Below are 24,196 nucleotides of genomic sequence, written 5' to 3' on the forward strand. Positions count from 1 at the left end.
ACGTTCATGGAACTCCTCGCCCTGCGCACCTTCGAAGCCGTCGCCGACGAGGGCGGCATCCTGGCCGCCTCGCGCAAGCTCAACACCGTGCAGTCCAACGTCACCAACCGCATCCGCCGGCTGGAAGAAGAGCTGGGCACCGAGTTGTTCTTCCGCTCCGGCCGCGGCGTCGAACTCGCGCCCGCCGGCCGCGTGCTGCTCGACTACGCCCGCCGCATGCTGAGCCTCGAACGCCAGACCGCGGCCGCCGTGCGCCAACTCGGCGAGGACGCCGGCGAACTGCGCATCGGCGCCATGGAAACCTTCACCGCGCTCCATCTGCCGTCCGCGCTGCGCGACCTGCGCCAGGCCCACCCCACGCTGGAACTGCGCATCAGGACGGACACCAGCGCCGTGCTGATCGACAAGGTGCTGGCCCACAAGCTCGACTGCGCCTTCATCGCGGGTCCGGTGGTACACCCCGCGCTGCAGTTCGACGAACTGGTGCAGGAAGAATTGGTCCAAGTCTTCGCTGCCGGCACCGACCCCCTGCTCAGCCCGCTGATCCTGTTCCGCGAGGGCTGCGCCTACCGCGCGCGCGCCATCGCGCTGCAACGCACGCTCGGCCACACCCGCACCGACACGATGGAGTTCGGCACGCTCGAAGGCATTCTCGGCTGCGTGTCGGTCGGGCTTGGCTGGACGCTGATGCCGCGCCGCGTCGTCCGGCAATCGGTCCACGCGCCGCGGCTGGCAATACGCGAAGTGCCGGCCGACATCGGCGTGGTGCCCACCGGCATGGTGTACCGCAAGACCGAGACACCGCTGCACATACTCGAGACGCTGGCGCAGGCCGTCGTCCACGCCATGGCCGGCAATACCTGACGCAGCGCGGCACCCGCATGCCGGCTGCCGGATCGCCCCACACATGGGTAAACTGCGGTTCGCTGGCCGCGCGGTGACGACACGACGGCCCGGCGCGCCCTCCGCCCTTTCGCCCCGGGAGCCGCTTCCGATGCGCCACCTGCGTACCTTGCTTTGCGTGCTGCTGTTCGCCCCCCTGGCCGCCTTCGCCCAAGCGGCCGCGCTGCCCGTCGCCGGCGAACTGCAGGCGCAGCTCGACACGCTGCCCCAGCGGCAGTTGCCCGAAGCCGAGCAGCTCGCCGCGCAGCAAGATTTGCAGCAAGCCCTCGCCCATCTCGCGGACGCCGAAGACAGCCGGCGCCAGCTCGATGCATTGCGCAAGCAACTGGAACGCGCGCCCGCCCAGATCGACGACGCGCGCAACGAACTGGCGCGCCGCCAGTCGCAGCCGGCATCGGCGGCGTTCACGTCCGACAGCAGCCTCAATTCGCTCGAAACCCGGCTTTCTCAGGCCAAGACCCGGCTCGCGCACTGGCGCACCACGCTCGACCAGGCTGGCGCCCCCAGCCTGCGCGCCACCGCCGAACGCACCCAGGCCGACATCGCCGCCATGCAGGCGCGCATGCAGGCCATCGATGCCGCCCTGCGCAGCGGGCGCGAGGGCGGCCGCAGTCTGGGCACCGAACGCCGCGCCGCCCTGTCCGCCGAATGGCACGCGCTCGACGCACGCTCGGCGCTGCGCCTGGCGGAACTGTCGGGCAGCAGCCAGTTGCAGGAGGTCGCACAAGCGCAGCGCGAACTGGCCGAGTTCGAACTGGGCCGGATCGAGCACGACATGGAACTCATCCAGTCGGCCATCAATCAGCGCCGCCGCGCCGAAACGCTGGAAACGGTGCAGCAGCTCACCCGGGGCGACGCGGCCGCGGCCGCCGACGGCAGCCTGCTCGCGCGCGAGACGGCAAGCAACCAGACACTATCGGCCTACCTGCTGCGCGCCACCGAGCACCTCGCCAAGCTGAAGCAGCGCAACCTCGATGCCCAGCAGCGCCTCGACGCGCTCAACCGCAGCAGCACGCTCATCGCCGAGCAGATCAACGTGCTGCAAGGCAGCCCGCTGCTGCCGCGCATCCTCAACGAACAACGCCGCGCCCTGCCCGATCCGCAGGCCGACGACGCGCTGACGCACCAGATCGCCGACGTGCGCCTCTACCTGTTCGAGATCAACAAGCAGCGCGAGGCGCTGAGCAACCCCGCGGCCTACGCCGACACGCTGCTCGCCACGCAGGGCACCGAGCCGGACACCGCCGAGCGCGACGCCCTGCACGCCCTGCTGGGCACCCGGGCGGAACTGCTGGAGCGCCTGAACCACGAACTCAGCGCCATCCTGGGCGAATCGGTCAGCCTGCAGCTCCAGGAAGCCCAGTTGCAGGCAACCGCCGAACGCCTGCGGACGACGGTGGATGAACAACTGTTCTGGGTGCCCAGCAACAGCCCGCTCGACCTCGACTGGCTCAAGCGCCTGCCCGCCGCACTCGAGCGCCAGATCGGCTCGATGCCGTGGCGCGCCGTCGCCACCCAGCTCTGGGAAGGCCTGCAGGCGCGGCCGCTGGTGATGCTGCCGGTACTGCTGATCTCGGTGCTGCTGTTGCTGCGCCGGCGCTGGCTGCGCGACACCCTCGAACGCCTGCACGCCGACATCGGCTACGTGCGCCGCGACACCCAGTACCACACGCCGCTGGCCATCCTGCTCAACCTGTTGCTGGCGCTGCCGGTGAGCCTGCTGCTGGCGATGGCCGGCCTGGCGCTGCAGATGGACGGGCGCGGGCAGAACCTGGCACTGGGAGGCGGCCTGATGGACATGGCCCAGGCCTGGCTGGTGTTCTACACCGCCTACCGCATCCTGTCGCCGGGCGGCGTCGCCGAACGCCACTTCGAATGGCAGCCCGCCGTCATCCAGGCGCTGCATCACCGGCTGCGCCGCCTGGGCTTGGTCGTGCTGGCGGTAGTGCTGGTCGTCGCCGTCGCCGAAAGCCAGCCCGAAGGGCTGGAAAACGACGTGCTCGGCCTGCTGACCCTGCTGGCGGGCTATGCCGTGATGGCCTGGCTGATGGGCCGGCTGCTGTCGCACCAGCAGCCGCGCGACGCCGCCCCCTCGCCCTGGCGCATGATCGCCGGCACCGCCCTCGCGCTGATGCCGCTGGCGCTGATCGCGGCCCTGGCCCTGGGCTACTACTACACCGCGCTGAAACTCACCGGCCGCCTGATCGACACCCTGCTGATCCTCATCATCTGGGGCATCGCCAATGCCACCGCGGTGCGCGGCCTCGCCGTGGCCGCGCGGCGGCTCGAACACAAGCGCGCCGTCGAGCGGCGCGAAGCCGCCGAACGCGAAGCGGAGGCCGACCCCGCGGCCAGCGCCGAGATCCCCGACGTGCCGATGATCGGCATCGAGAAGGTGAGCCAGCAATCACTGCGCCTGATCCGCCTGAGCCTGCTCGGCGCCTTGCTGGGTGGGCTGTACTGGGTCTGGGCGGATCTGATCACCGTCTTTGCCTACCTCGACAACATCACGCTGTACGAATACACCAGCGGCAGCGGCCAGACCGCCGCGCTGGTGCCGATCAGCCTGCGCGACGTGCTCGGCGCCTTGGTCATCGCCACGCTCGCCCTCGTGCTCGCCGGCAACCTGCCCGGCCTGCTCGAAGTGCTGGTGCTGTCGCGCATGAAGCTCGCGCAAGGCAGCGCCTACGCCATCACCACGCTGCTGTCCTACCTCATCGGCGGCATCGGCATCGTCGCCACGCTGGGCACCCTGGGCGTGAGCTGGGACAAACTGCAGTGGCTGGTCGCCGCGCTGTCGGTGGGGCTGGGGTTCGGCCTGCAGGAAATCTTCGCCAACTTCATCTCCGGCCTCATCATCCTGTTCGAGCGCCCGGTGCGCATCGGCGACGTGGTCACCATCGGCAACCTGTCGGGCACGGTCAGCCGCATCCAGATCCGCGCCACGACGATCACCGACTTCGACCGCAAGGAAATCATCGTCCCCAACAAGACCTTCGTCACCGGCCAGCTGGTGAACTGGTCGCTGAGCGACACCGTGACGCGGGTGACGATGACGATGGGCGTGGCCTACGGCTCCGACCTGGCGCTGACGCGCAAGCTGCTCCTGCAGGCCGCCGGCGAAAACCCGCGCGTGCTCAAGGAGCCCGCGCCGCTGGCGCTGCTCGTCGCCTTCGGCGCCAGCACGCTGGACCACGAACTGCGCCTCCACGTGCGCGAAATCGGCGACCGGACCCCCGTCATCGACGAGGTCAACCGCCGCATCGACGCCCTGTTCCGCGAACACGCCATCGAAATGGCCTTCAACCAGATCGACGTGCATGTGCGCAGCATCGACGGCAAGGAAGCCCGGCTGGAAACCATCAACCATCCCGCCACCGCTCCGGGGAACGTGGATGTGGGGAAGGCGCCGGGCTCCCTGGGGTGAAGCAGGAACGCGGCCGCCCGGCCTAGCTGGGTGAAGCCGCCACCCTGGCCCGCGCCGTGTGCAGTTTCTTGAAGCTGTCGATCAGGCGCTGGTGCCTGTCGAGCCCTTCCAGCGCCATGCTCGTCGGCGTCAAGCCGAAGAAACGCACGCTGCCGTCCACCGACCCCAGAACCGCATCCATCCGTGGATTGCCGAACATGCGGCGGAAATTGGCCTCGTAATCGTCCAGTTCGAGGCCGTCGTCCAGCAGCACCTCCAACACCACATCCAGGGCCTGGTAGAACAATCCGCGTTCGAGCGTGTTCTCGTTGTACTGCAGGAAAGCCTTCACCCATTCGTGCGCCGCGTCGAACTGCCGCAAGGCGAGATGGATCAGCAGCTTCAACTCCAGAATCGTCAACTGGCCCCAGGCCGTGTTTTCGTCGAACTCGATGCCGATCAGCGTGATGATGTCGGTGTAATCGTCGAGCTCGCTGTCCTCCAGGCGTTCGAGCAGCACCTCCAGGCCGGCGGCGTCGAGACGGTGCAGGTTCAGGATATCGGCGCGGAACGCCAGTGCCTTGTTGGTGTTGTCCCAGATCAGGTCTTCCACCGGATAGACTTCCGAATAGCCCGGCACCAGGATGCGGCAGGCCGTTGCGCCGAGCTGGTCATACACCGCCATGTACACTTCCTTGCCCAGGCCCTCGAGAATGCCGAACAATGCGGCGGCCTCCTCGGCATTGGAGTTTTCGCCCTGACCGGAAAAATCCCACTCGACGAAATCGAAATCGGCCCTGGCACTGAAGAAACGCCACGACACCACGCCGCTGGAATCGATGAAGTGTTCGACGTAGTTGTTCGGCTCGGTCACGGCATTGCTTTCGAAGGTGGGCCGGGGCAAGTCGTTCAGGCCTTCGAAACTGCGCCCCTGCAGCAGCTCGGTCAGGCTGCGCTCCAGCGCCACCGCCAGGCTTGGATGCGCGCCGAACGAGGCATACACGCCGCCGGTGCGCGGGTTCATCAAGGTGACGCACATCACGGGGAACGCCCCGCCCAACGACGCATCCTTCACCAGCACGGGAAAGCCCTGCTTTTCCAGCTCGTCGATGCCGGCCAGGATGCCGGGGTATTTCGCCAGCACCTCGCGCGGCACGTCGGGCAGCGCGATCTCCCCTTCCAGGATTTCACGCTTTACCGCCCGCTCGAAGATTTCCGACAGGCATTGCACCTGCGCTTCGGCCAGCGTATTGCCGGCACTCATGCCATTGCTGAGGAACAGGTTGTCGATCAGGTTGGAGGGGAAATACACCACCTCGCCATCCGACTGGCGCACATACGGCAGCGAACAGATGCCGCGCTGCACGTTGCCGGAGTTGGTGTCGTACAGATGCGAGCCGCGCAACTCGCCATCGGGGTCGTAAATCCGCAGGCAGTATTCATCGAGTATTTCGGGCGGCAACGCATCTTTACGGCCAGGCCTGAACCAGCGCTCATCGGGGTAATGCACGAACGCCGCGCCGGCAATGTCCTGCCCCCAGAATTGGTCGTTGTAGAAATGATTGCAATTCATCCGTTCGATAAATTCACCCAGGGCCGACGCCAATGCGCTTTCCTTGGTCGCGCCCTTTCCATTGGTGAAACACATCGGCGAATGCGCATCGCGGATGTGCAGCGACCACACGTTGGGAACGAGATTGCGCCACGACGCGATTTCGATCTTGATGCCCAGGCCCGCCAGAACGCCCGACATGTTGGCGATGGTCTGCTCCAGCGGCAGGTCCTTTCCCGCGATGCAGGTGCTTGCCCCGGAATCCGGATTCAGCGTCAGCAAGGCCTGTGCATCGGCATCCAGGTTCTCCACCTCCTCGATCACGAACTCGGGCCCGGTCTGCACCACCCTTTTCACCGTGCAACGCTCGATGGAGCGCAAGATGCCCTGCCGGTCGGCGGCGGAAATATCGGCCGGCAATTCGACCTGGATCTTGAAGGTCTGCTTGTAGCGGTTTTCGGGATCGACGATGTTGTTCTGCGACAGGCGGATGTTATCGGTGGGGATGCTGCGCGTTTCACAGTACAGCTTGACGAAGTAAGCCGCGCACAACGCCGATGAAGCCAGAAAATAATCGAACGGACCGGGCGCCGAGCCATCGCCCTTGTAGCGGATGGGCTGATCGGCCACCACCGTGAAATCATCGAACCTGGCTTCAAGGCGAAGCTTGTCGAGAAAATTGACCTTGATTTCCATGCGGGAGTCCTGAAATGGCGCGGCAGGTTCCAGGATGACGTGCAATACCCTTATCCTGACAGGGCATATGCGTGCAAAGAACCTGCAAACAATTGAATATGGACGAGCGTATCACGATCCATCGCCAAAGCTGGCCGCCCGACAGGCGCTGCACTGTCTTGCACGCGGCACGGCCTTCCGGCCCTGATCACCGCCCGCGCAGACGGGCAATCCACAGGAGAACACGTTGATGGCGGCTGACCCAAATCCGGCACGGAACTGGTTCAACCAGGGTGGCCAAACGTACGCGCGCTTCCGGCCCGAGTATCCGCCCCGGCTTGCGGCCTTCCTCGCTTCGGCGGCGCCGGGCAGGCAGTTGGCCGTCGACGTCGGGTGCGGCAACGGGCAGCTCACACGGCTTCTCGCGCCTCATTTCAACGCGGTCGTCGGCCTGGACCCCAGCGCCGACCAGATCGCAAACACCGTCTCCGACGAACGCATCACCTATCGGTGCGCCCCCGCCGAACGGCTTCCGCTCGCCGATGGCTGCGCAAGTCTCATTACGGCAGCCCAGGCTGCGCACTGGTTCGACTTGCCCGCGTTCTACCGGGAGGTTCGCCGGATCGGCGCTGCGGGCGGCATCCTGGCACTGATCAGTTACGGTGTTCTCAGTCTCGAGCCTGCCCTCGACGAACGCTTCCAGGCGTTCTACCAGGATGAAATCGGCCCCTACTGGCCCCCGGAGCGCAAGCTGGTGGATAGCGGCTACGCGACCCTCGACTTCCCTTTCGAAGAGCTGGCCGCGCCGCCGCTGGAAATCCGGCTGGAATGGCGGCTGGCCGAGTTTCTCGGCTACCTCTCCACCTGGTCGGCGGTCCGCTGCGCCAGAGAAGCCGGGCGGGAAGATGTGCTACTGCGCTTCGCAAGCGAAATCGCGCAGGCCTGGGGCGACGAAAACACCAGGCGTTCCATTGCCTGGCCCATCAACATGCGCATTGGAAGACTGTGATGCCCTCCCACCCTCCCATCCTCACCGCGGGCCTCCGCCACAGCGAACAATTCACGGTCGAGCCGCGCCATACCGTGCCCGAAGTCGATGTATCCTGGCCCGGCTTCCAGGACATGCCGCCGGTGCTGGCCACCGCCATGATGGTCGCCTTCATCGAACAAACCTGCATCATGGGACTGCGGCCCTTCCTGTCGTCCGGGCAGCATACGGTCGGCATCCACGTCGACGTCGGCCATGTCGCGGCCACGCCGGTCGGCATGAAGGTCACGGCCGAGGTCGAACTCATCGAGATCGAAGGCAAGGCTTTGCTGTTCAAGGTCGCCTGCCGCGACGAAGGCGGATTGATTGGCGAGGGAACGCACCGGCGAGCCATCATCGACGTCGCCCGGTTCATGCAGCGGCTTCGGGATAAATCGGCGAAGGCGGCATGACCGGGCGGATTTTGCCTTTCATCGCAGGGCGGGGCCGGTGAATGTGCCGAACGCGCGGGCCGGCCATGTCGCGGCCGGCCCGCACCGTGGCCGTGCTGATCAGAACTGGTACTTCAGGTTCAACTGCGCATTGCGCGGTGTACCGTAGTAGCCGGTGTAGAACAATGAAGTACGAAACTTTGAATTGAAAACAGGGCAATCGCGAGCGTCTGGCTTCGCTTCGCTCTACGCCAACCTAAGAAGCCCCGGCTAAGTGCTGAATTTCCAGAGCGTGAATGCATAGCTCCGCAGGATGAGTCAAGCAAAAAACCCATCCTGGAAGGTGGGTGCAATCAATATTCGTAGCGCAAAGTCACTGCAAAGCTGCGCGGTGTGCCTGTGAAGGCATAACCAAAGTTGTTATCGCTTGGTACGTTCACATAGTAGTGTTTGTCCAGCGCGTTGTGCACGTTCAATTGCACGCTCAGACTCCGGTTGTGCTGGTAGTTGGCATGCAGGTTCAGCAGCGCGTAGCCGCCCTGGGAGATGTGGTAGTTGCTGCCAATCTTATAGGCGCCGCTGCGGGCCTGAATGTCGCCGCCAACACGCCACTGGTCACCGGGCAGCCGATAATCCGTGGCTACCTTGAACAAGCGGCGTGGCACGATGGTGTTGTAATCTTGGCCTCTGTTGCTGCCTTCGATGTACTCGGGGTCGCTGTAGGTGAAGCTAGTGCTGAGGTTCCAGCCCGGCAGGGGCGAGCCAGATGCCTCAATCTCGATGCCCCGGTTGCGCACCTTGCCGCCCTCGATATAGCAAGTGCTGGTTCCAGCGACGCCGCAGACACGGCCGATGTCCAAGCGTTCCGGCAAATTGACTTGATCGGTCTGGAAGATGGCCAGCGCGGTACTCAGGCGCCCATCAAAAATGTCACTTTTGAGGCCAGCTTCGTAGTTCTTGCCTTGAACGGGATCGAGCAGCCCGCCAGGGCCATAGTAGCCCTGAATCCTGTAGATGTCCGTATAGCTGGCGTAGAGCGTGTGCTGACTGCTCAAATCGTAAACCAGACCTGCGTATGGAATGATCTGGCTCCCCGGCTTGTAGTGACCGTTGGACCAGGGGCCAATGTCCGTGTATTCTGATCGGCTCAGGCGCGTGCCCAGAATCACACTGAGTGCGTCGGTTGCACGCAGGCGTGTGGCGAAAGATAGGCCGGTCTCCTTGCGTTCATGATGGTAGTTGCTGGGCGCAGCGTAGTTGAAGGTAGGCTCCGGGATAGCGTAATAGTCGAAATTGGTGATGTCGACCGTGGGACTGCTGGTCGCGGAATAGACCGGGTAGCGGAAGTCATCGCGCCGGTGGCTGGCCCCCAGCATCAGTTCATGCTCCCGCCCGAACAGTGTGAACGGGCCGCTGGCCTTCAGATCGACGGCCCACTGCTTGTCCTTGTAGTCCGCATCCACCGCCACCAGGTTGTATAGATCGCCCGAGACGCGCGAGGGGTACGAAGCCACGTAATCCGCCTTGGCCCGCACGGCATTCGCCGCAGCAGTGATCTTCCAGCCATTGTCGAAATGGTGTGCCAAGTCGCCAAACACCGTGGTGTTGTGGCGGTTGAGGTGCGCCCATGGCCCGGCCAGCGAGGTGGAGCGCGGCAGGTCGTAGAACGAGCCATCTTCCCGCGTGACCAGACCTCCCCATTCATAGCCCTTGTGGTCGTCCTTCTGAGCTATCGCGCCCAGCGTCAGCGTGGTCGCGGGCGCCAAGTCGGCCTCGATGATTCCGTAGAGCAACCTGTTGTCCTTACCGGAGCCCGTCTTGTAGCTGTTAGCGTTGTTCGCAAAAGCAACTGCACGGCCTCGCAGCGTGCCAGCCGCGTTGAGCGGGCCGGATACGTCGATCTGTGCGCGATAGTCCGCCCAGGAGCCTGCACCCAGTTCGCCCTTGAGCTGGAATTCCCGCGTGGGGCGTTTGCGCAGCAAATTGAAGGAACCCGATGGGTTGCCGGTACCCTGCATAAGGCCGTTGGAACCGCGCAAAATCTCCACGCGATCGTAGATCGCGAGGTTGTTGAGGGACAGCACATCCAGCGAGAAATTTTCCGCGACGCTGACCGCCATGCCATCCAGTTGCATGTCGGTGACTGCAAAGCCGCGTGCTTGGTAGTTGGAACGTTCGGTGCCAACCTTTTCAAAAGTGATGCCAGCGGCAGTGAGGGCAACATCGTCCAGCGACTGCATGTTCTGGTCCAGCATCTGCTGCTGCGTGACGACGCTGACGGACTGCGGCGTCTCGCGCACGGACAGCCCCAGCCCGGTGGCGATGGTGCTGGGGCCGGTCTGGGTGTAGCTGCCGGTGCCTTCTGTGGCGGTGGTGCGCTCGGCTGCAGCAGTCACCATCACCGCTGCAAGCCGCGCCTCGCCCCAGCTTGCCGCCGGCAGCCGGCGCAGCCGGTAGCCGCCATTCTCACCGTGCACCGCTTCCAGCCCGCTGCCGGCGAGCAGCCTGTTCAGGCCGGTTTCCGGGCTGTAGCTGCCGTCGAGGCCGCTGGATCGCAGGCCGTCGGTAAGCGCGGCGTCGAAGGTCAGCGTGATGCCGGCCTGCGCGGCGAAGTCGTACAGCGTCCGGTTCAGCGGGCCGGCAGGCAGAGTGTAGCGTTGCGCGCCGCTGGCCGCTGCGGCCGGCTCGGCGGCATCGGCCGGAACAACCGGCAGGAGGGCGGCGCAGGCGAGGCCCAGCAGGGCAGTGCACAGGTGGGCGGCAAGCGGGCGCAGGCGAAGGGCCTGGCTGGAAAGCGGATGGGGGAAACGCGGCGGGGTGTGCACGGGGACTCCTTTCGAAAGTCAGTTCATGGAGGTGTTTCCCTGACTTGTCGAACGAAGCGGAAAAAGGGGCCATTTTTCTTGTCGCCGGACCGCCCGAAGGCAAGAAGCACCCCTTTGGGGGGCAGCGAGTCCGCGCAGCGGATGAGCGTGGGAGTTTTGGACGGCCCGTTCAGTCGGGCCGCGAAAAGAGGTTTCAGCCGGCTTCCCTGGGGTGCACATTCACCCAGTAGCGCGTGCGCCGGCGCACGCTGATGGGCAGGTCTTCCTGCAGGATGGCGAGGATGCGGTCGGTGTCGTCGAGCTGGAAGACCCCGGAGATGCGCAGGTCGGCCACTTCGGGCGCGCAGCGCAGGATGCCGGGGCGGTGGCGGGAGAGTTCGGCGAGGAAGTCTTCCAGGCGCTGCTTGTCGGCGATCAGGTTGCCCTGGCGCCAGGCATCGCCGCCGGCCGGAGCGGGCTGGATGGGGCCCACGGCATGGGCGGAGAAGCGCACGCTCTGGCCGGCATCCAGCCGCCGCGCGGCGTTGCCCAGGGCGGGGCGGATTTCCACGGCGTGTTCGAGCACGCTGACCCGCGTCTGCCGGCCGCTTTCGCGCTGGACGATGAAGCGGGTGCCCAGCGCGCGTATGGTGCCGTGCTCGGTCTGGACCACGAACGGGCGGGGCGGCCGGATGCTGTCCGGGGCGGTGTGGATGAGGATTTCGCCGGCTTGCAGCACGATGCGGCGCTGGGCGGCGTCGAAGCGCACGTCGGCGGCGCTGGCGGTGTTGAGGTGGAGCAGGCTGCCGTCGGCAAGCTGGATTTCGCTGCGCTGGCCGGTGGCGGTGCGGTGGTCGGCGACGAGTTCGGCGGCGAACTCCGCGCCCCACTGGCGCCAGCCCAGCCAGCCGGCGGCGGGCGCGGCGAGCAGCAGCGCGATGGTTTTGGCGGCACGGCGGCGCTGGGCCTGGCGGCTACGCCGCAAGGCCTGGGTGCCGATGCCGGCGGGGATGGCGCCCAGGGTGCCGGCCAAGGTTTCGGCGGCCTGCCAGGCGCGTTCGTGATCGGGATGCTGGGCGCGCCAGGCGGCCAGCGCCTGGCGGCCGGCGTCGTCCAGTTCGCCGGCGTGCAGGCGCACCAGCCAGCCGGCGGCCTGGTCCGCCACGTCGTTGGCGGGAAGCATGTCCGCGTTCACTGGACGACCCTCCGGTCGCTGATGCGACCACCTCCCCATGGGAGGAGAGCGCCGCCTTCGGGCGGCCGGGCGACGGCGCTCATGGCCGGTTTACATCAGCGCCCGCAGGCATTGGGCGAAGGCGGTGTGCATGTGGCGCTTGACGGTGCGCAGGGAGAGGCCCAGGCGCTCGCCGATGTCCGCATAGGCGAGGCCGTCGATCTGCGAGAGCAGGAACACGCTGCGGGTCTTGTCGGGCAGGGCGGCGAGCAGGCTGTCGATGCGCAGCAGCGCTTCGATGACGAGCAGGCGCTCTTCGGGCGAGGGGGCCAGGGGCTCGGGTTGCAGGGCCAGGGCTTCGAGATAGGCTTGCTCCAGCGCGCGGCGGCGGATCTGGTCGACCATCAGGCCGTGGGCGACGGTGCGCAGATAGGCGCGCGGCACGCGGAAGGCTTCCTGCTCGCGCGTGCTCAGCAGGCGCAGGAAGGTGTCCTGGGCGAGATCGGCGGCCTGCTGCGAGCAGCCGGTCTTGCGCCGCAGCCAGGCGAACAGCCAGCCGTGGTGGTTCTGGTAGAGCGTGGAAATCGATTCGGGTGTCGCTGCGCTGCGCACGCAAGTCTCCGGGGGAAAGCGCCGCCGGCCGGTACGGAAATGGGCGGCCCGCGCTGCTTATTGCGAATCGTTCCCATTTTTGTGGATTTGCCGCGTTGCGTCAAATCGGCACGCGGCAGGTGCCGCCGCCGAAAAGACGCCGCCCCGCGGCCCGGTACGGGCGGCGGGGCGGGGCGGGGCGGCTGGCGGAAGCGCTGCCGGGATGCCGGTGGCTCAGCGCTGGATCATCTCGCGCAGGCGGGCGATGCGTTCCTGGGTCGAGGGGTGGGTCGAGAACAGGCCGCGCAGGCCGCCGCCGGAGAGCGGATTCATGATCATCATCTGTGCCGTTTCGGGGTGCTGCTCGGCGGTGTGCATCGGGATGCCGCGGGCGTAGGCGTCGATCTTGCCCAGCGCGCTGGCAAGCGCCTCGGGGTCGCCGGAGATCTCGGCGCCGCCACGGTCGGCGCCGAATTCGCGCGTGCGGCTGATCGCCATCTGGATGACCATGCCGGCCAGCGGCGCAAGGATCATCATGGCGATCGACACGATCGGGTTGGGGCGGTTCTCGCCGTCGCGTCCGCTGAAGAACATGCCGAAGTTGGCCAGCATCGAGATCGCACCGGCCACGGTCGCCGAAATCGTCGAGATCAGGATGTCGCGGTTCTTGACGTGGGCCAGTTCGTGCGCCATGACGCCGCGCAGCTCGCGCTCGGACAGCATGCGCATGATGCCGCTGGTTGCCGCCACGGCGGCGTTTTCCGGGTTGCGGCCGGTGGCGAAGGCGTTGGGCTGGTCTTCATCGATGATGTAGACCTTGGGCATCGGCAGTTCGGCGCGCTGCGCCAGATCGCGCACCATGTTGTACAGGTAGGGCGAGGTGCTGGCATCGACCTGGCGCGCGTTGTACATCTTGAGCACAGCCTTGTCGGAGAACCAGTAGGCCCAGAAATTCATCGCGCCGCCGACGACGAGCGCGATCAGCATGCCCTGCTGGCCGCCGATGGCTGCACCCATCGCGCCGAACAGCGCGACGATGCCGGCCATCAGGATGGAGGTCTTGATCCAGTTTCCGAACATTGCGGTTCCTTCCTAAAGAATCTGTTTGATGCGGCAGATGGGGGCGGACGCGCCCGACATCAAGCCGGACCGGCTTCGCCGGACGCGAAGCATTCGCCGACAGAGACCGCGAAGCCACGCAGGAATTCCCCCGCGGGTAGGCGCCGGCTGCCCGGGCGCTGTAACACCGTGCAACGCAGCGCGCCCCGGCCGCAGGCGACGACGATGCCGGTGCCGTCCGCAGCGAGCACGCTGCCGGGCTCGCCTTCGGCATCGACGGCTTCCGCCGACCAGAACTTGACCACCGTGCCGCGCAGCGAGGACGCCAGGCCGGGGAAGGGGTCGAAGGCGCGCATCGCGCGTTCGAGTTCGGCCGCCGGGCGGTTCCAGTCGGCGGCGGCTTCGGCGCGGCCGATCTTGGCTGCGTAGCTGGCGCCTTCGGCAGGTTGCGGTACGGGGACGAGATCGTCCGGCGCGGCCAGCGCGGCGGCGATGCATTCGCCGCCCAGCACGGCCAGGCGATCGTGCAGGGTGGCAGTGGTGTCGCGGGGCAGGATCGGCAGGCTGCGCTTGAGCAGCATCGCGCCGGTGTCGAGCCCTTCGTCCATCTGCATGATGGTGATGCCGGTTTCGGCGTCACCGGCTTCGATGGCGCGGTGGATCGGCGCCGCGCCGCGCCAGCGCGGCAACAGCGAGGCGTGGATGTTGATACAGCCCAGCCGCGGCAGGTCGAGCACCGCGCGGGGCAGGATCAGCCCGTAGGCGGCCACCACCAGCACGTCGGGCGCACAGGCCACGAGGCGCGCGCGCTGCGCGTCGGTACGCAGCTTTTCGGGCTGGTCGACCTCGATGCCGCGCCCCAGCGCAAGCTGCTTGACGGGGCTGGGGGTGAGTTTCATGCCGCGGCCGGCGGGCCGGTCGGGCTGGGTCAGCACCAGCGGCACCTGATGGCCGGCGGCCAGGATGGCATCGAGCGCACAGGCGGCGAATTCGGGCGTTCCGGCGAACGCCACGCGGAGCGGGGCGGCCGTCATGCGGTGATGCGGGCCTTCTTGGCCAGCTTGCTCTTGATGCGGCTGAGCTTGAGCGAAGACAGGTATTCGACGAACACCTTGCCGTCCAGGTGATCGATCTCATGCTGGATGCAGACCGCGAGCAACCCTTCGGCCTCGATCTCGCGCGATTCGCCTTTTTCGTTCAGGGCGCGAACCTTCACACGCTCGGCACGCGTCACCTTCTCGTAGATTCCAGGTACCGACAGGCAGCCTTCCTCGCACTCCTGCTCGCCGGAGCGTTCGAGGATCTCGGGGTTGATGAGCGCCATCAGCCCGGTCTTGTCCTCGGACACGTCGATGACGACGACGCGCTTGTGGACATTGACCTGGGTGGCAGCAAGGCCGACGCCGGGCGCCTCGTACATGGTTTCGGCCATGTCGGCGACCAGTTGGCGGATTTCGTCATCGACCGATCCCACCGGCTGGGCGATGGTGTGGAGTCGGGGATCGGGGTAGCGGAGAATGGGTAGTAGAGCCATGAATGCTTGCCGCAATAAACCTTTAAGTGCAGAATTTCAAGCGATTTCACACATATGCGTGTGTAATGCGCCAGGATCCGGGGGCAGTCGCGCGGGCGTTTCCGCACGACACTCACCCGTCGCGGATTCGACCCTGCCTGGCCGAGGGCGTTCCGGAATTCGATCGGCGCGTCCCACCACAACCGGAAGCGATCAATGATCCGAATTATATTCCCTCTCCTCGTCGGCATCGCGGCCCTGTTCAGCGGCGCCTCGATCGCCCAGTCCGGCATCCGGCTCGCCGACGACGCGCCCGATACCTATACCGTGGTCAAGGGCGACACGCTGTGGGACATCTCGGGCCGCTTCCTGCGCGAACCCTGGCGCTGGCCCGAAGTCTGGCGCCTGAACCGCGACCAGATCCGCAACCCGCACCTGATCTACCCCGGCCAGGTCGTGATGCTCGACCGCAGCGGGCCGTGGCTCACCATCGGCCGCCGCATCGGCGGCAGCGACAAGCTGCAGCCGCAGGTCCATACCGAGGCCCTCGAAAGCGCGGTGCCCAGCATTCCGGTGCACATCATCGAGCCTTTCCTGAACAAGCCGCTGGTCGTCGACCAGGCCAATCTGGAAGGTGCGGCGACCATCGTCGCCACCGAGACCAGCCGCGTGATGACCGGCGCCGGCGACACCGTGTTCGCCAAGAACGTCGATGCCGGCACCGAAGTCTGGCAGATCATGCGCCCGGCGCGCCCGCTGAAGGACCCGCTGAAGGGCGAAATCATCGGCTACGAGGCCGACTACCTGGGCACCGCCCGCGTCATCGAGCGCGGCGAGCTGGCGACCCTCGAGATCCTGTCGGCGGTCGAGGAAATCGGCACGGGCGACCTGATGCTGCCGAGCGAGCCGCCGAGCGTGTTCGCATACGTGCCGCACGCGCCCGAACACGAAGTCGAGGGCCGCGTCGTGTCGATCTACCGCGGTGTCAGCGAAACCGGCCGCCTGCACGTCGTCGCCCTCAACGCGGGCGGGCGCGAAGGTCTGGAGGCAGGCCACGTGCTGAGCCTGTTCCGCAACCGCGGCACCGCCGTCTATCGCGGCAGCGAGGGCAAGGAAACCTTCAACCTGCCGGAGAAACGCTACGGCCTGGTGTTCGTGTTCCGCGTCTTCGAGCGCGTGTCCTACGCCCTGGTGATGGAAACCGACGGGCCGGTGACGGTCGGCGACGCCGTCCGCAAGCCCTGATCCACGGCCCGCGCAGTTGACCGACGGCAACGAGCTCATCGACTGGCTGCGGCTGGCCGCCACGCCCGGGCTGGGCGCCGACCGGCAGCGCAGCCTGCTCGCCGCCTTCGGCCTGCCGCGGCACATCTTTGCCGCGGGCCGCAACGCCATCGCGGGCGTGGTCGGCGGCGCAGCGGCCGACGCCTTGCTGGCCGCCCCCCGGCAGGACTGGATCGAACGCGCGCTGGCGTGGGCGGACGAGGCAGGCAGCCACATCCTGACCCTGGCCGACGAGGCCTATCCGCGCCCCCTGCTCGACATCGCCGACCCGCCCGTCGTGCTCTACGTCAAGGGCGATCCGGCCTTGCTCCAGCGCCCCGCGCTCGCCATCGTCGGCGCCCGCAGCGCCACGCCTCAGGGCGAATCCAACGCCGAAGCCTTCGCCCGCCATCTGGCCGCGCAGGGCTTCGCCATCGTCAGCGGCCTGGCTTCGGGCATCGACGCCGCCGCCCACGCCGGCGCGCTGGCGGCGGGCCGGCAAGCCGCCGGCACGGTGGCGGTCGTGGGTACCGGCATCGACCGCATCTACCCCGCCCGCAATGCGGCACTGGCGCGGGAGATTGCCGCACGCGGCGCCATCGTCAGCGAGTTTCCGCTCGGCACGCCCCCGCTGCAGCACAACTTCCCGCGCCGCAACCGCATCATCGCCGGCCTGGCGCAGGGCGTGCTGGTGGTCGAGGCGGCGCTCAACAGCGGCTCGCTGATCACCGCGCGGCTCGCGGCCGAAACCGGGCGCGAGGTGTTCGCGATCCCGGGCTCGATCCACTCGCCGCTTTCGCGCGGCTGCCACCGCCTGATCCGCGACGGCGCCAAGCTGGTGGAAACCGCCGAGGACGTGGTCGAAGAGCTGAGAGGACGGCTCGGCATGCAACTGCCCGCCGCCGCCAGGCCGGCCGGCTCGACGCGGCGCCCCCGGGCGGACAGTCCGCCCCCGGCGGCGCAGGCCCACCTGGCGCTGGATACGCTAGATGACGATGCCGCCCGGGTGCTGCGGGCGATCGGCCACGACCCCGTCGACCTCGACACGCTCGCCCCGCGCTGCGGCTTGACGGTGGACGCCCTGTACGCCATCCTGCTGCCGTTGGAACTGGACGGGCATGTCGCCCGCCTGCCCGGCGGCCGCATCCAGCGGACCTGAATCCGAATTGCCCCGCCTTTCCTCATCCACGATCGCCGCTGTCGGCAGCGTCTGGTCGGGCGCATTTACACCGTTCCCGTCGCTGTTCCCCTGAGAGGCCGTTTTGTTCGACATCCTCGTTTATCTCTACGAAAGCTACATCCACGCCGACGCCTGTCCGGAGTCCGACCTGCTCGCGCGCAAGCTGTCCGCCGCCGGCTTCGAGCAAGAGGAAATCTCCGAAGCGCTGGAGTGGCTGGCCGGGCTGCATCGTGTGGCGCGCGAGATCCATCCGGGCGGAGCGCCCGATGCCCGCTCGACCCGCATCTACACCGAAGACGAGCAGATCCACCTGAATGCCGAGTGCCGCGGCTTTCTGGCCTTGATGGAAAGCGCCGGCGTGCTCGAAGGCGTGCATCGCGAACTGATCATCGAACGCGCGATGGCGCTGGAGAACTTCAACATCACGCTCAACCGCCTGAAAGTCATCGTACTGATGGTGCTGTGGCAGCAGGAGCAGCCCATCGACACACTGATGGTCGACGAGCTGCTGAGCGAGGACGAAGACTGGGACTACACCCCCACGGTGCACTAGACCAATCGGCACGACTGCTTGCAAGGCGCGGCGCGGGCTCTTTATCATCCGCGGCTTCAGCCTCCCGACCCCCCAAGAGGCCGGCACACGCCGACCCGCCCGATAGCCAGAGAGCATGAGCAAGCAACTGATCATCGCGGAAAAGCCTTCCGTCGCGCAGGACATCGCCCGTGCGCTGGGCGGCTTCACCAAAGAGAAGGACTACTACGAGTCCGACGACTACGTGCTGTCGTCGGCCGTCGGCCATCTTCTCGAGCTTGCCGTGCCCGAGGAATTCGAGGTCAAGCGCGGCAAATGGACTTTTGCCCACCTGCCGGTGATCCCGCCGCACTTCGCGGTCAAGCCGATCGAGAAGACCGAGGATCGCCTCAAGCTGCTGACCCGGCTGATCAAGCGCAAGGACGTCACCGGCCTGATCAACGCCTGCGACGCGGGCCGCGAGGGCGAGCTGATCTTCAACTTCATCGCCCAGCACGCGGGCACGAAGAAGCCGATGCAGCGCCTGTGGCTGCAGTCGATGACCTCGCAGGCGATCCGCGACGGCTTCGCCCACCTGCGCGCCGCGCAGGACGTCGAAGGCCTGCGCAACGCCGCCATCTGCCGCGCCGAATCCGATTGGCTGATCGGCATCAACGGCACGCGGGCGATGACGGCGTTCAACTCCAAGACGGGCGGCTTCCATCTGACCACGGTCGGCCGCGTGCAGACACCGACGCTGGCATTGGTGGTGGAGCGCGAGGAGAAGATCCGCAAGTTCAAGCCGCGCGACTACTGGGAGCTCGAAGCCGACTTCGCCGCCGCCGCCGGGCACTACGCCGGACGCTGGTTCGACGAGAAGTTCAAGAAACCGGAAGGTGACGAGCACTCCACCGCCTACCGCCTGTGGGACAAGGCCCGGGCCGAGGCCATCCGCGCCAAGTGTGACGGCAGGCCCGGCGTGGTCACCGAGGAAGCCAAGCCTTCCACGCAACTGTCGCCGCTGCTGTTCGACCTCACCAGCCTGCAGCGCGAAGCCAACGGCCGCTTCGGCTTCTCCGCCCGCGTCACGCTGCAACTGGCGCAGGCGCTGTACGAAAAGCACAAGGTGCTGACCTACCCGCGGACCGACGCGCGCGCGCTGCCCGAGGACTACCTCGGCACGGTCGGCGAAGTGATGCGCAACCTGCCCGAGCAGTACGCCCCCTTCGCCGGCGAGATCGTCAGACAGGGCTGGGTGAAGCCGAACAAACGCATCTTCAACAACGCCAAGATCTCGGACCACTTCGCCATCATCCCGACCGGCACGCTGCCGAAGAGCCTGTCCGAAGCCGAGCACAAGATCTACGACCTGGTCACCAAGCGCTTCCTCGCGGTGTTCTACCCCGCCGCCGAATACCAGATCACCACCCGCATCACCCGCGTCGAAGGCGAAGCCTTCAAGACCGAGGGCAAGGTGCTGGTCAATCCGGGCTGGCTGGCGGTATACGGCAAGGAAGCCGCCAACGACGACAAGGACAGCAAGGACGGCAAGGACAGCGGCCCGCAACTGGTGCCGGTGAAGCAGGGCGAGACGGTGGCGACCGAAGCCATCCTGCTGAAGGCGCTGCAGACCAAGCCGCCGGCGCGCTTCAACGAAGCCACGCTGCTGTCGGCGATGGAAGGCGCGGGCAAGATGGTGGACGACGAGGAACTGCGCGCGGCGATGGCCGAACGCGGACTCGGCACGCCGGCCACGCGCGCGCAGATCATCGAAGGCCTGATCACCGAGCAGTACATCCACCGTGAAGGCCGCGAGCTGATCCCCAGCGCCAAGGCCTTCTCGCTGATCACGCTGCTGAAGGGCCTGGGCGTGACCGCGCTGACCTCGCCGGAGCTGACCGGCGGCTGGGAATACAAGCTGTCGCGCATGGAGCGCGGCGAACTGAGCCGCGAAGCCTTCATGCAGGAAATCGCCGGCATGGCGCGCGAAGTGGTCGAGCGCGCCAAGCGCTATGAATCGGACACCGTGCCGGGCGACTTCGCCACGCTGAAGACGCGGTGCCCGAAGTGCGGCGGCGTGGTGAAGGAAAACTACAAGAAGTTCGCCTGCCAGAGCTGTGACTGGAGCACCTGGAAGATCGTCGCCGGCCGCCAGTTCGAGTACGACGAGATCGAAGCCCTGCTGCGCGACGGCAAGGTCGGCCCGCTGCTGGGTTTCCGCAACAAGATGGGGCGCCTGTTCAACGCCGACATCGTGCTCAACGAAGACAAGCAGCCCGCCTTCGACTTCGGCCAGCCCAAGGAAGGCGAGGAAGCCGAGGCGGTCGATTTCTCCGCCCAGGAGAGCGTCGGCGCCTGCCCGAAGTGCGCCAGCCGGGTGTTCGAGCACGGCATGGCCTACGTCTGCGAGAAGTCGGTGGGCCCGGGCAAGAGCTGCGATTTCCGCTCCGGCAAGATCATCCTGCAGCAGCCGATCGAACGCGGGCAGATGGCCAGGCTGCTGGCCGAAGGCCGGACGGAGCTGCTGAAGGGCTTCGTGTCGGCCCGCACGCGGCGCAAGTTCTCGGCCTTCCTCGTGCGCGGCAAGGACGGCAAGGTCGGCTTCGAATTCGAGGCCAAGACGCCGAAGGCCGGCGCCAAGACGGCAGCCGGCAAGGACAAGGCCGGCGACGAGGCTCCGCCCGCAAAGGCCGAGGCCCCCGCAAAGAAGCGCGCACCGCGCAAGGCCGGCTAAACACCCGCGGCACGTGCCGGCCATCCAAAGCCGGCACTCCCGACAAGCGCAAGGACTCTTTGCCGCCGGGCCGCCCCAAGGCAAAAAACGCCCCCTCGGGGGACAGCGCCGCTGCAACGCAGCAAGCGTGGGGGCCTCCTTACACCCGACCGACCGGCGTGACCCCGGGCAATTCGCTGTCGAGGATGGCCCGGCGCAGCACGTCGATCGCACCGCTGCGCGGATAGGTCACCCGCCACGCCAGCGCGACGCGGCGCGACGGCTGGGGCTCGGCGAAAGGCCGTACCGCGACGAGCGGATTCAGGCCCGACCACTCGTCCGCGGCGGAACTCGGCAACACGGTCACGCCCAGGCCGGTGGCGACCATGTGGCGGATGGTCTCCAGCGAGCTGCCTTCTAGCGTGCGCTGCAGGCCGCCGACGTTGCGGCAGCTCGGGCAGACTTCCAGGACCTGGTCGCGGAAGCAGTTGCCGGCGCCGAGCAGCAACAACTGGTCTTCGGCCAGGTGGCGGGCGTCGATCGCCGCCTCCCCCGTCCATGCGTGGTCGGCCGGCATCAGGATGCGGAAAGGCTCGTCATAGACGGGCTGGGCGACGACACCGGCCTCCTCGAACGGCAGGCTGATGATGATGACGTCGAGTTCCCCGCGCTTCAGTGCCTCGGCGAGCCGGGCGGTGTAGTTCTCCTGGATGATCAGCGGCATGCGCGGCGCCAGCCGATGCACGCGCGGTATCAGCCGCGGCAGCAGATAGGGGCCGATCGTGTAGATCACGCCGACGCGCAGAGGGCCGGCGAGCGGGTCCTTGCCGGCGGCGGCGATCTCCTGGATCTGGCTGGCCTCCATCAATACCTTTTCCGCCTGGGTGACGATGCGGCGGCCGGTTTCGGTGATCTTGACCTCGGTCGCACTACGCTCGAAGAGCTGGATGCCGAGCTCTTCCTCGACCTTCTTCACCGCTACCGACAAGGTCGGCTGGGAAACATGGCATTTTTCCGCGGCACGGCCAAAATGGCGCTCATGGGCGAGCGCGACGAGATAACGCAGATCGGTCAACGTCATGGTCTGCTCCCGCTTGAGATAGGTTTCACCCCGGAATGGGCTGTAAACGATGTTACCTCGCCCATCAGCCCCCTGCTCGGCCCGGCGGCCTCCCGCTTATACTCATGGGCCCTGGACATACACATACTCGACGGACACGAATGCCGATCCGCCAGCGCCACGCCACTGCGATGCTGTTGCCTCTGATCGCCTGCATCATGCCGGGCTGGGCAAGTGCCGAGGATACCTTCTTCCAACCGCTGCCAGTGGTGTTGAGCGCATCCCGGCTGCCGCAGTCCTTGCAGGATACACCCGGCGCGGTCACGGTCATCGACGCCGATCTGATCGGGGCCACGGGCTACCGCGAGCTCCCGAGGCTTTTCCGCCTCGTGCCCGGCATGCAGGTCGCCCAGGAGCGCGGCAACCAGCAGCGGGTGACCTATCACGGCCTCGGCTCGGACCACCCGAACCAGATGCAGGTGCTGATCGACGGCCGCTCCGTCTATTCGCCGCATTATTCCGGCGGCGCGAACTGGCGCGCTCTGCCGGTGGCGCTCGAGGACATCGAACGCATCGAGATCGTCCGCGGCTCGAATTCCGCAACCTATGGCTCGAACGCCTTTCTCGGCGTGGTCAATCTCATCACCCGCCATACTGGCGCCGAAACCGGCAGCTCGGTCAGCGCGCGTATCGGCAACCATGGCATCGCCGACGTGAGCGGGCGGGCAGTACTGCGCACCGGTGCGCTCGGGCTGCGCCTGAGCGTGCAGGAACAGCGCGACGACGGCTGGTCCGGACTGCGCGACGACCAGCACCTTCGCGCCGTCAATCTGCGCGGCGACCTGGATCTGGGTGCGACCGATGCGCTGGAATTCTCCGCCAGCTACAGCACGGCCAGGCTGGGCGAAGGCTATCCGGACACCCTGTTCGACGGCAGCGGCCTCCGCGACCTGAAGCAACGGGACTACACGGTGCATGCAACCTGGCGGCACATACCCTCGTTCGACGAGGAATGGTCCCTGTCGTGGTACCGCAACCGCGAGCACACCGAAGATGCCTGGCATGTCGATTCCTGGGCCAACTGCCCGACCGCGGAACCTACCGTGGGCGCGCTCTGCGCCAAGCTGCTGGATGCGCCGCGGCGCGTCGGCAGGGTCGACAACAACCGCAATACCCTGCGCGACAACATCGCGCTCCAGCACCGCTTCTCGGCCACCGGCGATCTGCGCATGCTGTGGGGTACCGAGTGGCGCTACGACCGCATCGAGTCGGATTTCCTGTACGAAAGCGGCCACCGCCCCTCGCAGCAGGAATGGCGCCTGTTCGGCAATGCCGAATGGCGGGCCGCGCCCGAATGGCTATGGAACTTCGGCGCCATGGCCGAACACATCGAAGGCGACCGCGTGCGCTTCGCGCCGCGCATCTTCCTGAACTGGCAGCCGCAGGACAACATGACCTGGCGCATGGGGTTTTCGCGCGCCTGGCGCCAGCCCACGCTGCACGAACGCTGGACGGACGTGCTGGTGTCCGTCGACGGACTCGGCCCGGTGAACCAGCGCTACACCTCGAACCCCCGCCTCCGTCCCCAGCAGATCGACGCCTGGGAGATCGGCTACCTGGGCAGTACGCCCTGGGGAGGGCTGCTCGACGTGCGCGTATTCGACGAGCGCATCGACGACTACATCCGGCGCGCGCCGATTGCGATCCCCGCGCCTTTCGTGCCGAGCGACGCGCTCCATGACGCGACCGGCGGCGACCCCTTCCTGATCCATCACGTCATGGGCTCCACGCAGTGGACCAACATGCCCGGCAGGATCCATCTCCTCGGCCTGGAATACCGCCTCTCGCTCAAGCCCCGCGCGAGCACGACGCTGCTGTTCACCCACACCCTCATCCAGCGCAGCGCCAGCAACCCCGCGGTGCGGCGCAGCGTCGCCCCCTACACGGCAACGCTGACCTGGATGGAAGAAACCGGCCCCTGGCGGTCGACGATGAGCCTGTTGCGCATGGGGCCGCTGGAGGCCGCCTCCGGCGACGTGCCCGGCCTGCGCTACACCATGCCGGCCTATACCAGCCTGGACTGGAGCATCGCCCGCAGCCTGCGTGCCGGCAGCCGGCCCGTGGAGGTGCGCCTGACGGCGACGAACCTGCTCGGCAACCACCAGGAACAGGCGCACAAGCCGCTGCAGTGGATGCCGCACCAGCGCAACCGCGCGCCGAACAAGACCGACCGCCAGGTGTTCCTGGCGGTGCACATGGCGTTCTGAAAAGCCCGTTCATGGCACTTGATCGCGGGGGCCGCCATCCCAATTTTGCAATCAGATGTGAGCTGTGGAACAGACGAAACGAATCGGCGTCCACAGCCTGTCGTCG

17 protein-coding genes are annotated in these 24,196 nt (G+C 66.8%); 9 read left to right on the forward strand and 8 right to left on the reverse strand.

The window, feature by feature from the left end; all coding sequences use genetic code 11:
• The first annotated feature begins 6 nt into the window (after positions 1–6).
• Together C666_RS07450 and mscK are read left to right on the forward strand one after the other, a co-directional pair.
• Entirely contained in the window at positions 7–864 is an 858-nt protein-coding gene (locus C666_RS07450; protein ID WP_004336198.1) for a LysR family transcriptional regulator, read from the forward strand.
• A 130-nt stretch (positions 865–994) separates the two neighbouring features.
• A complete protein-coding gene (mscK, locus tag C666_RS07455; protein ID WP_004336200.1) occupies positions 995–4,330 on the forward strand; it encodes a mechanosensitive channel MscK in 3,336 nt (1,111 codons plus the stop codon).
• 22 nt (positions 4,331–4,352) lie between these two features.
• Here mscK and C666_RS07460 read toward each other — a convergent pair whose 3' ends face one another.
• Positions 4,353–6,557 (reverse strand): OsmC domain/YcaO domain-containing protein, encoded by a 2,205-nt coding sequence (locus C666_RS07460; RefSeq protein ID WP_004336201.1) that lies wholly within the window; start codon positions 6,555–6,557, stop codon positions 4,353–4,355.
• A gap of 229 nt (positions 6,558–6,786) precedes the next feature.
• On the opposite strand from C666_RS07460, the gene C666_RS07465 reads away from it, so the two are divergent.
• Together C666_RS07465 and C666_RS07470 are read left to right on the forward strand one after the other, a co-directional pair.
• Positions 6,787–7,545 carry a class I SAM-dependent methyltransferase gene (locus C666_RS07465; protein WP_004336203.1) on the forward strand — a complete coding sequence of 253 codons (759 nt, stop codon included), beginning with the start codon at positions 6,787–6,789 and terminating at the stop codon, positions 7,543–7,545.
• Positions 7,545–7,976, forward strand: coding sequence for a thioesterase family protein (locus tag C666_RS07470; protein WP_004336205.1), 432 nt, complete (start codon positions 7,545–7,547; stop codon positions 7,974–7,976). Before C666_RS07465 ends, C666_RS07470 begins: the two co-directional genes overlap by 1 nt.
• Positions 7,977–8,308: 332 nt before the next feature.
• Here the strand turns inward: C666_RS07470 and C666_RS07475 are convergent, their stop codons facing one another.
• The 6 genes from C666_RS07475 to def form a co-directional block, all read right to left on the reverse strand.
• The gene (locus C666_RS07475) at positions 8,309–10,780 is read right to left on the reverse strand and encodes a TonB-dependent siderophore receptor (protein ID WP_004336207.1); all 2,472 of its coding nucleotides are present in this window, start codon (positions 10,778–10,780) and stop codon (positions 8,309–8,311) included.
• Positions 10,781–10,973: 193 nt separating this feature from the next.
• Positions 10,974–11,942 (reverse strand): FecR domain-containing protein, encoded by a 969-nt coding sequence (locus C666_RS07480; RefSeq protein WP_038001183.1) that lies wholly within the window; start codon positions 11,940–11,942, stop codon positions 10,974–10,976.
• A 102-nt stretch (positions 11,943–12,044) separates the two neighbouring features.
• A complete protein-coding gene (locus C666_RS07485; RefSeq protein WP_004336209.1) occupies positions 12,045–12,545 on the reverse strand; it encodes a sigma-70 family RNA polymerase sigma factor in 501 nt (166 codons plus the stop codon).
• Positions 12,546–12,758: 213 nt separating this feature from the next.
• A complete protein-coding gene (gene htpX, locus C666_RS07490) occupies positions 12,759–13,604 on the reverse strand; it encodes a zinc metalloprotease HtpX (RefSeq protein ID WP_004336210.1) in 846 nt (281 codons plus the stop codon).
• Between the two features lie 59 nt (positions 13,605–13,663).
• Positions 13,664–14,617, reverse strand: coding sequence for a methionyl-tRNA formyltransferase (gene fmt / locus C666_RS07495; RefSeq protein WP_004336211.1), 954 nt, complete (start codon positions 14,615–14,617; stop codon positions 13,664–13,666).
• Entirely contained in the window at positions 14,614–15,117 is a 504-nt protein-coding gene (gene def / locus C666_RS07500) for a peptide deformylase (RefSeq protein ID WP_004336212.1), read from the reverse strand. The genes fmt and def overlap by 4 nt, the downstream gene beginning before the upstream one ends.
• Positions 15,118–15,312: 195 nt before the next feature.
• Here def and C666_RS07505 point away from each other — a divergent pair, with 195 nt between their 5' ends.
• From C666_RS07505 to C666_RS07520, 4 genes are all read left to right on the forward strand, one after another.
• Entirely contained in the window at positions 15,313–16,341 is a 1,029-nt protein-coding gene (locus C666_RS07505) for a LysM peptidoglycan-binding domain-containing protein (RefSeq protein WP_004336213.1), read from the forward strand.
• A 16-nt stretch (positions 16,342–16,357) separates the two neighbouring features.
• Entirely contained in the window at positions 16,358–17,518 is a 1,161-nt protein-coding gene (gene dprA, locus C666_RS07510) for a DNA-processing protein DprA (protein ID WP_004336214.1), read from the forward strand.
• A gap of 103 nt (positions 17,519–17,621) precedes the next feature.
• A complete protein-coding gene (locus C666_RS07515; protein ID WP_004336215.1) occupies positions 17,622–18,092 on the forward strand; it encodes a Smg family protein in 471 nt (156 codons plus the stop codon).
• A 115-nt stretch (positions 18,093–18,207) separates the two neighbouring features.
• Complete coding sequence (locus tag C666_RS07520; RefSeq protein ID WP_004336217.1) at positions 18,208–20,784, forward strand: DNA topoisomerase III; 2,577 nt, start codon at positions 18,208–18,210, stop codon at positions 20,782–20,784.
• Positions 20,785–20,923: 139 nt separating this feature from the next.
• Here the strand turns inward: C666_RS07520 and C666_RS07525 are convergent, their stop codons facing one another.
• Positions 20,924–21,844, reverse strand: a complete 921-nt coding sequence (locus C666_RS07525) for a hydrogen peroxide-inducible genes activator (protein WP_028792380.1) — start codon at positions 21,842–21,844, stop codon at positions 20,924–20,926.
• Positions 21,845–21,984: 140 nt separating this feature from the next.
• Here C666_RS07525 and C666_RS07530 point away from each other — a divergent pair, with 140 nt between their 5' ends.
• On the forward strand, positions 21,985–24,090 hold the full coding sequence (locus C666_RS07530; protein ID WP_004336221.1) for a TonB-dependent receptor plug domain-containing protein: 2,106 nt from the start codon (positions 21,985–21,987) through the stop codon (positions 24,088–24,090).
• Positions 24,091–24,196 lie beyond the last annotated feature (106 nt).

This window comes from Thauera linaloolentis 47Lol = DSM 12138, assembly GCF_000310205.1.
GTDB lineage: Bacteria > Pseudomonadota > Gammaproteobacteria > Burkholderiales > Rhodocyclaceae > Thauera > Thauera linaloolentis.

Coding starts and splice junctions, on each gene's coding strand:
- C666_RS07450 (WP_004336198.1), top strand. CDS start 7: ATGGAACTCCTCGCCCTGCGCACCTTCGAAGCCGTCGCCGACGAGGGC.
- mscK (WP_004336200.1), top strand. CDS start 995: ATGCGCCACCTGCGTACCTTGCTTTGCGTGCTGCTGTTCGCCCCCCTG.
- C666_RS07460 (WP_004336201.1), bottom strand. CDS start 6,557: ATGGAAATCAAGGTCAATTTTCTCGACAAGCTTCGCCTTGAAGCCAGG.
- C666_RS07465 (WP_004336203.1), top strand. CDS start 6,787: ATGGCGGCTGACCCAAATCCGGCACGGAACTGGTTCAACCAGGGTGGC.
- C666_RS07470 (WP_004336205.1), top strand. CDS start 7,545: ATGCCCTCCCACCCTCCCATCCTCACCGCGGGCCTCCGCCACAGCGAA.
- C666_RS07480 (WP_038001183.1), bottom strand. CDS start 11,942: ATGCTTCCCGCCAACGACGTGGCGGACCAGGCCGCCGGCTGGCTGGTG.
- htpX (WP_004336210.1), bottom strand. CDS start 13,604: ATGTTCGGAAACTGGATCAAGACCTCCATCCTGATGGCCGGCATCGTC.
- fmt (WP_004336211.1), bottom strand. CDS start 14,617: ATGACGGCCGCCCCGCTCCGCGTGGCGTTCGCCGGAACGCCCGAATTC.
- def (WP_004336212.1), bottom strand. CDS start 15,117: ATGGCTCTACTACCCATTCTCCGCTACCCCGATCCCCGACTCCACACC.
- C666_RS07505 (WP_004336213.1), top strand. CDS start 15,313: ATGATCCGAATTATATTCCCTCTCCTCGTCGGCATCGCGGCCCTGTTC.
- C666_RS07520 (WP_004336217.1), top strand. CDS start 18,208: ATGAGCAAGCAACTGATCATCGCGGAAAAGCCTTCCGTCGCGCAGGAC.
- C666_RS07525 (WP_028792380.1), bottom strand. CDS start 21,844: ATGACGTTGACCGATCTGCGTTATCTCGTCGCGCTCGCCCATGAGCGC.
- C666_RS07530 (WP_004336221.1), top strand. CDS start 21,985: ATGCCGATCCGCCAGCGCCACGCCACTGCGATGCTGTTGCCTCTGATC.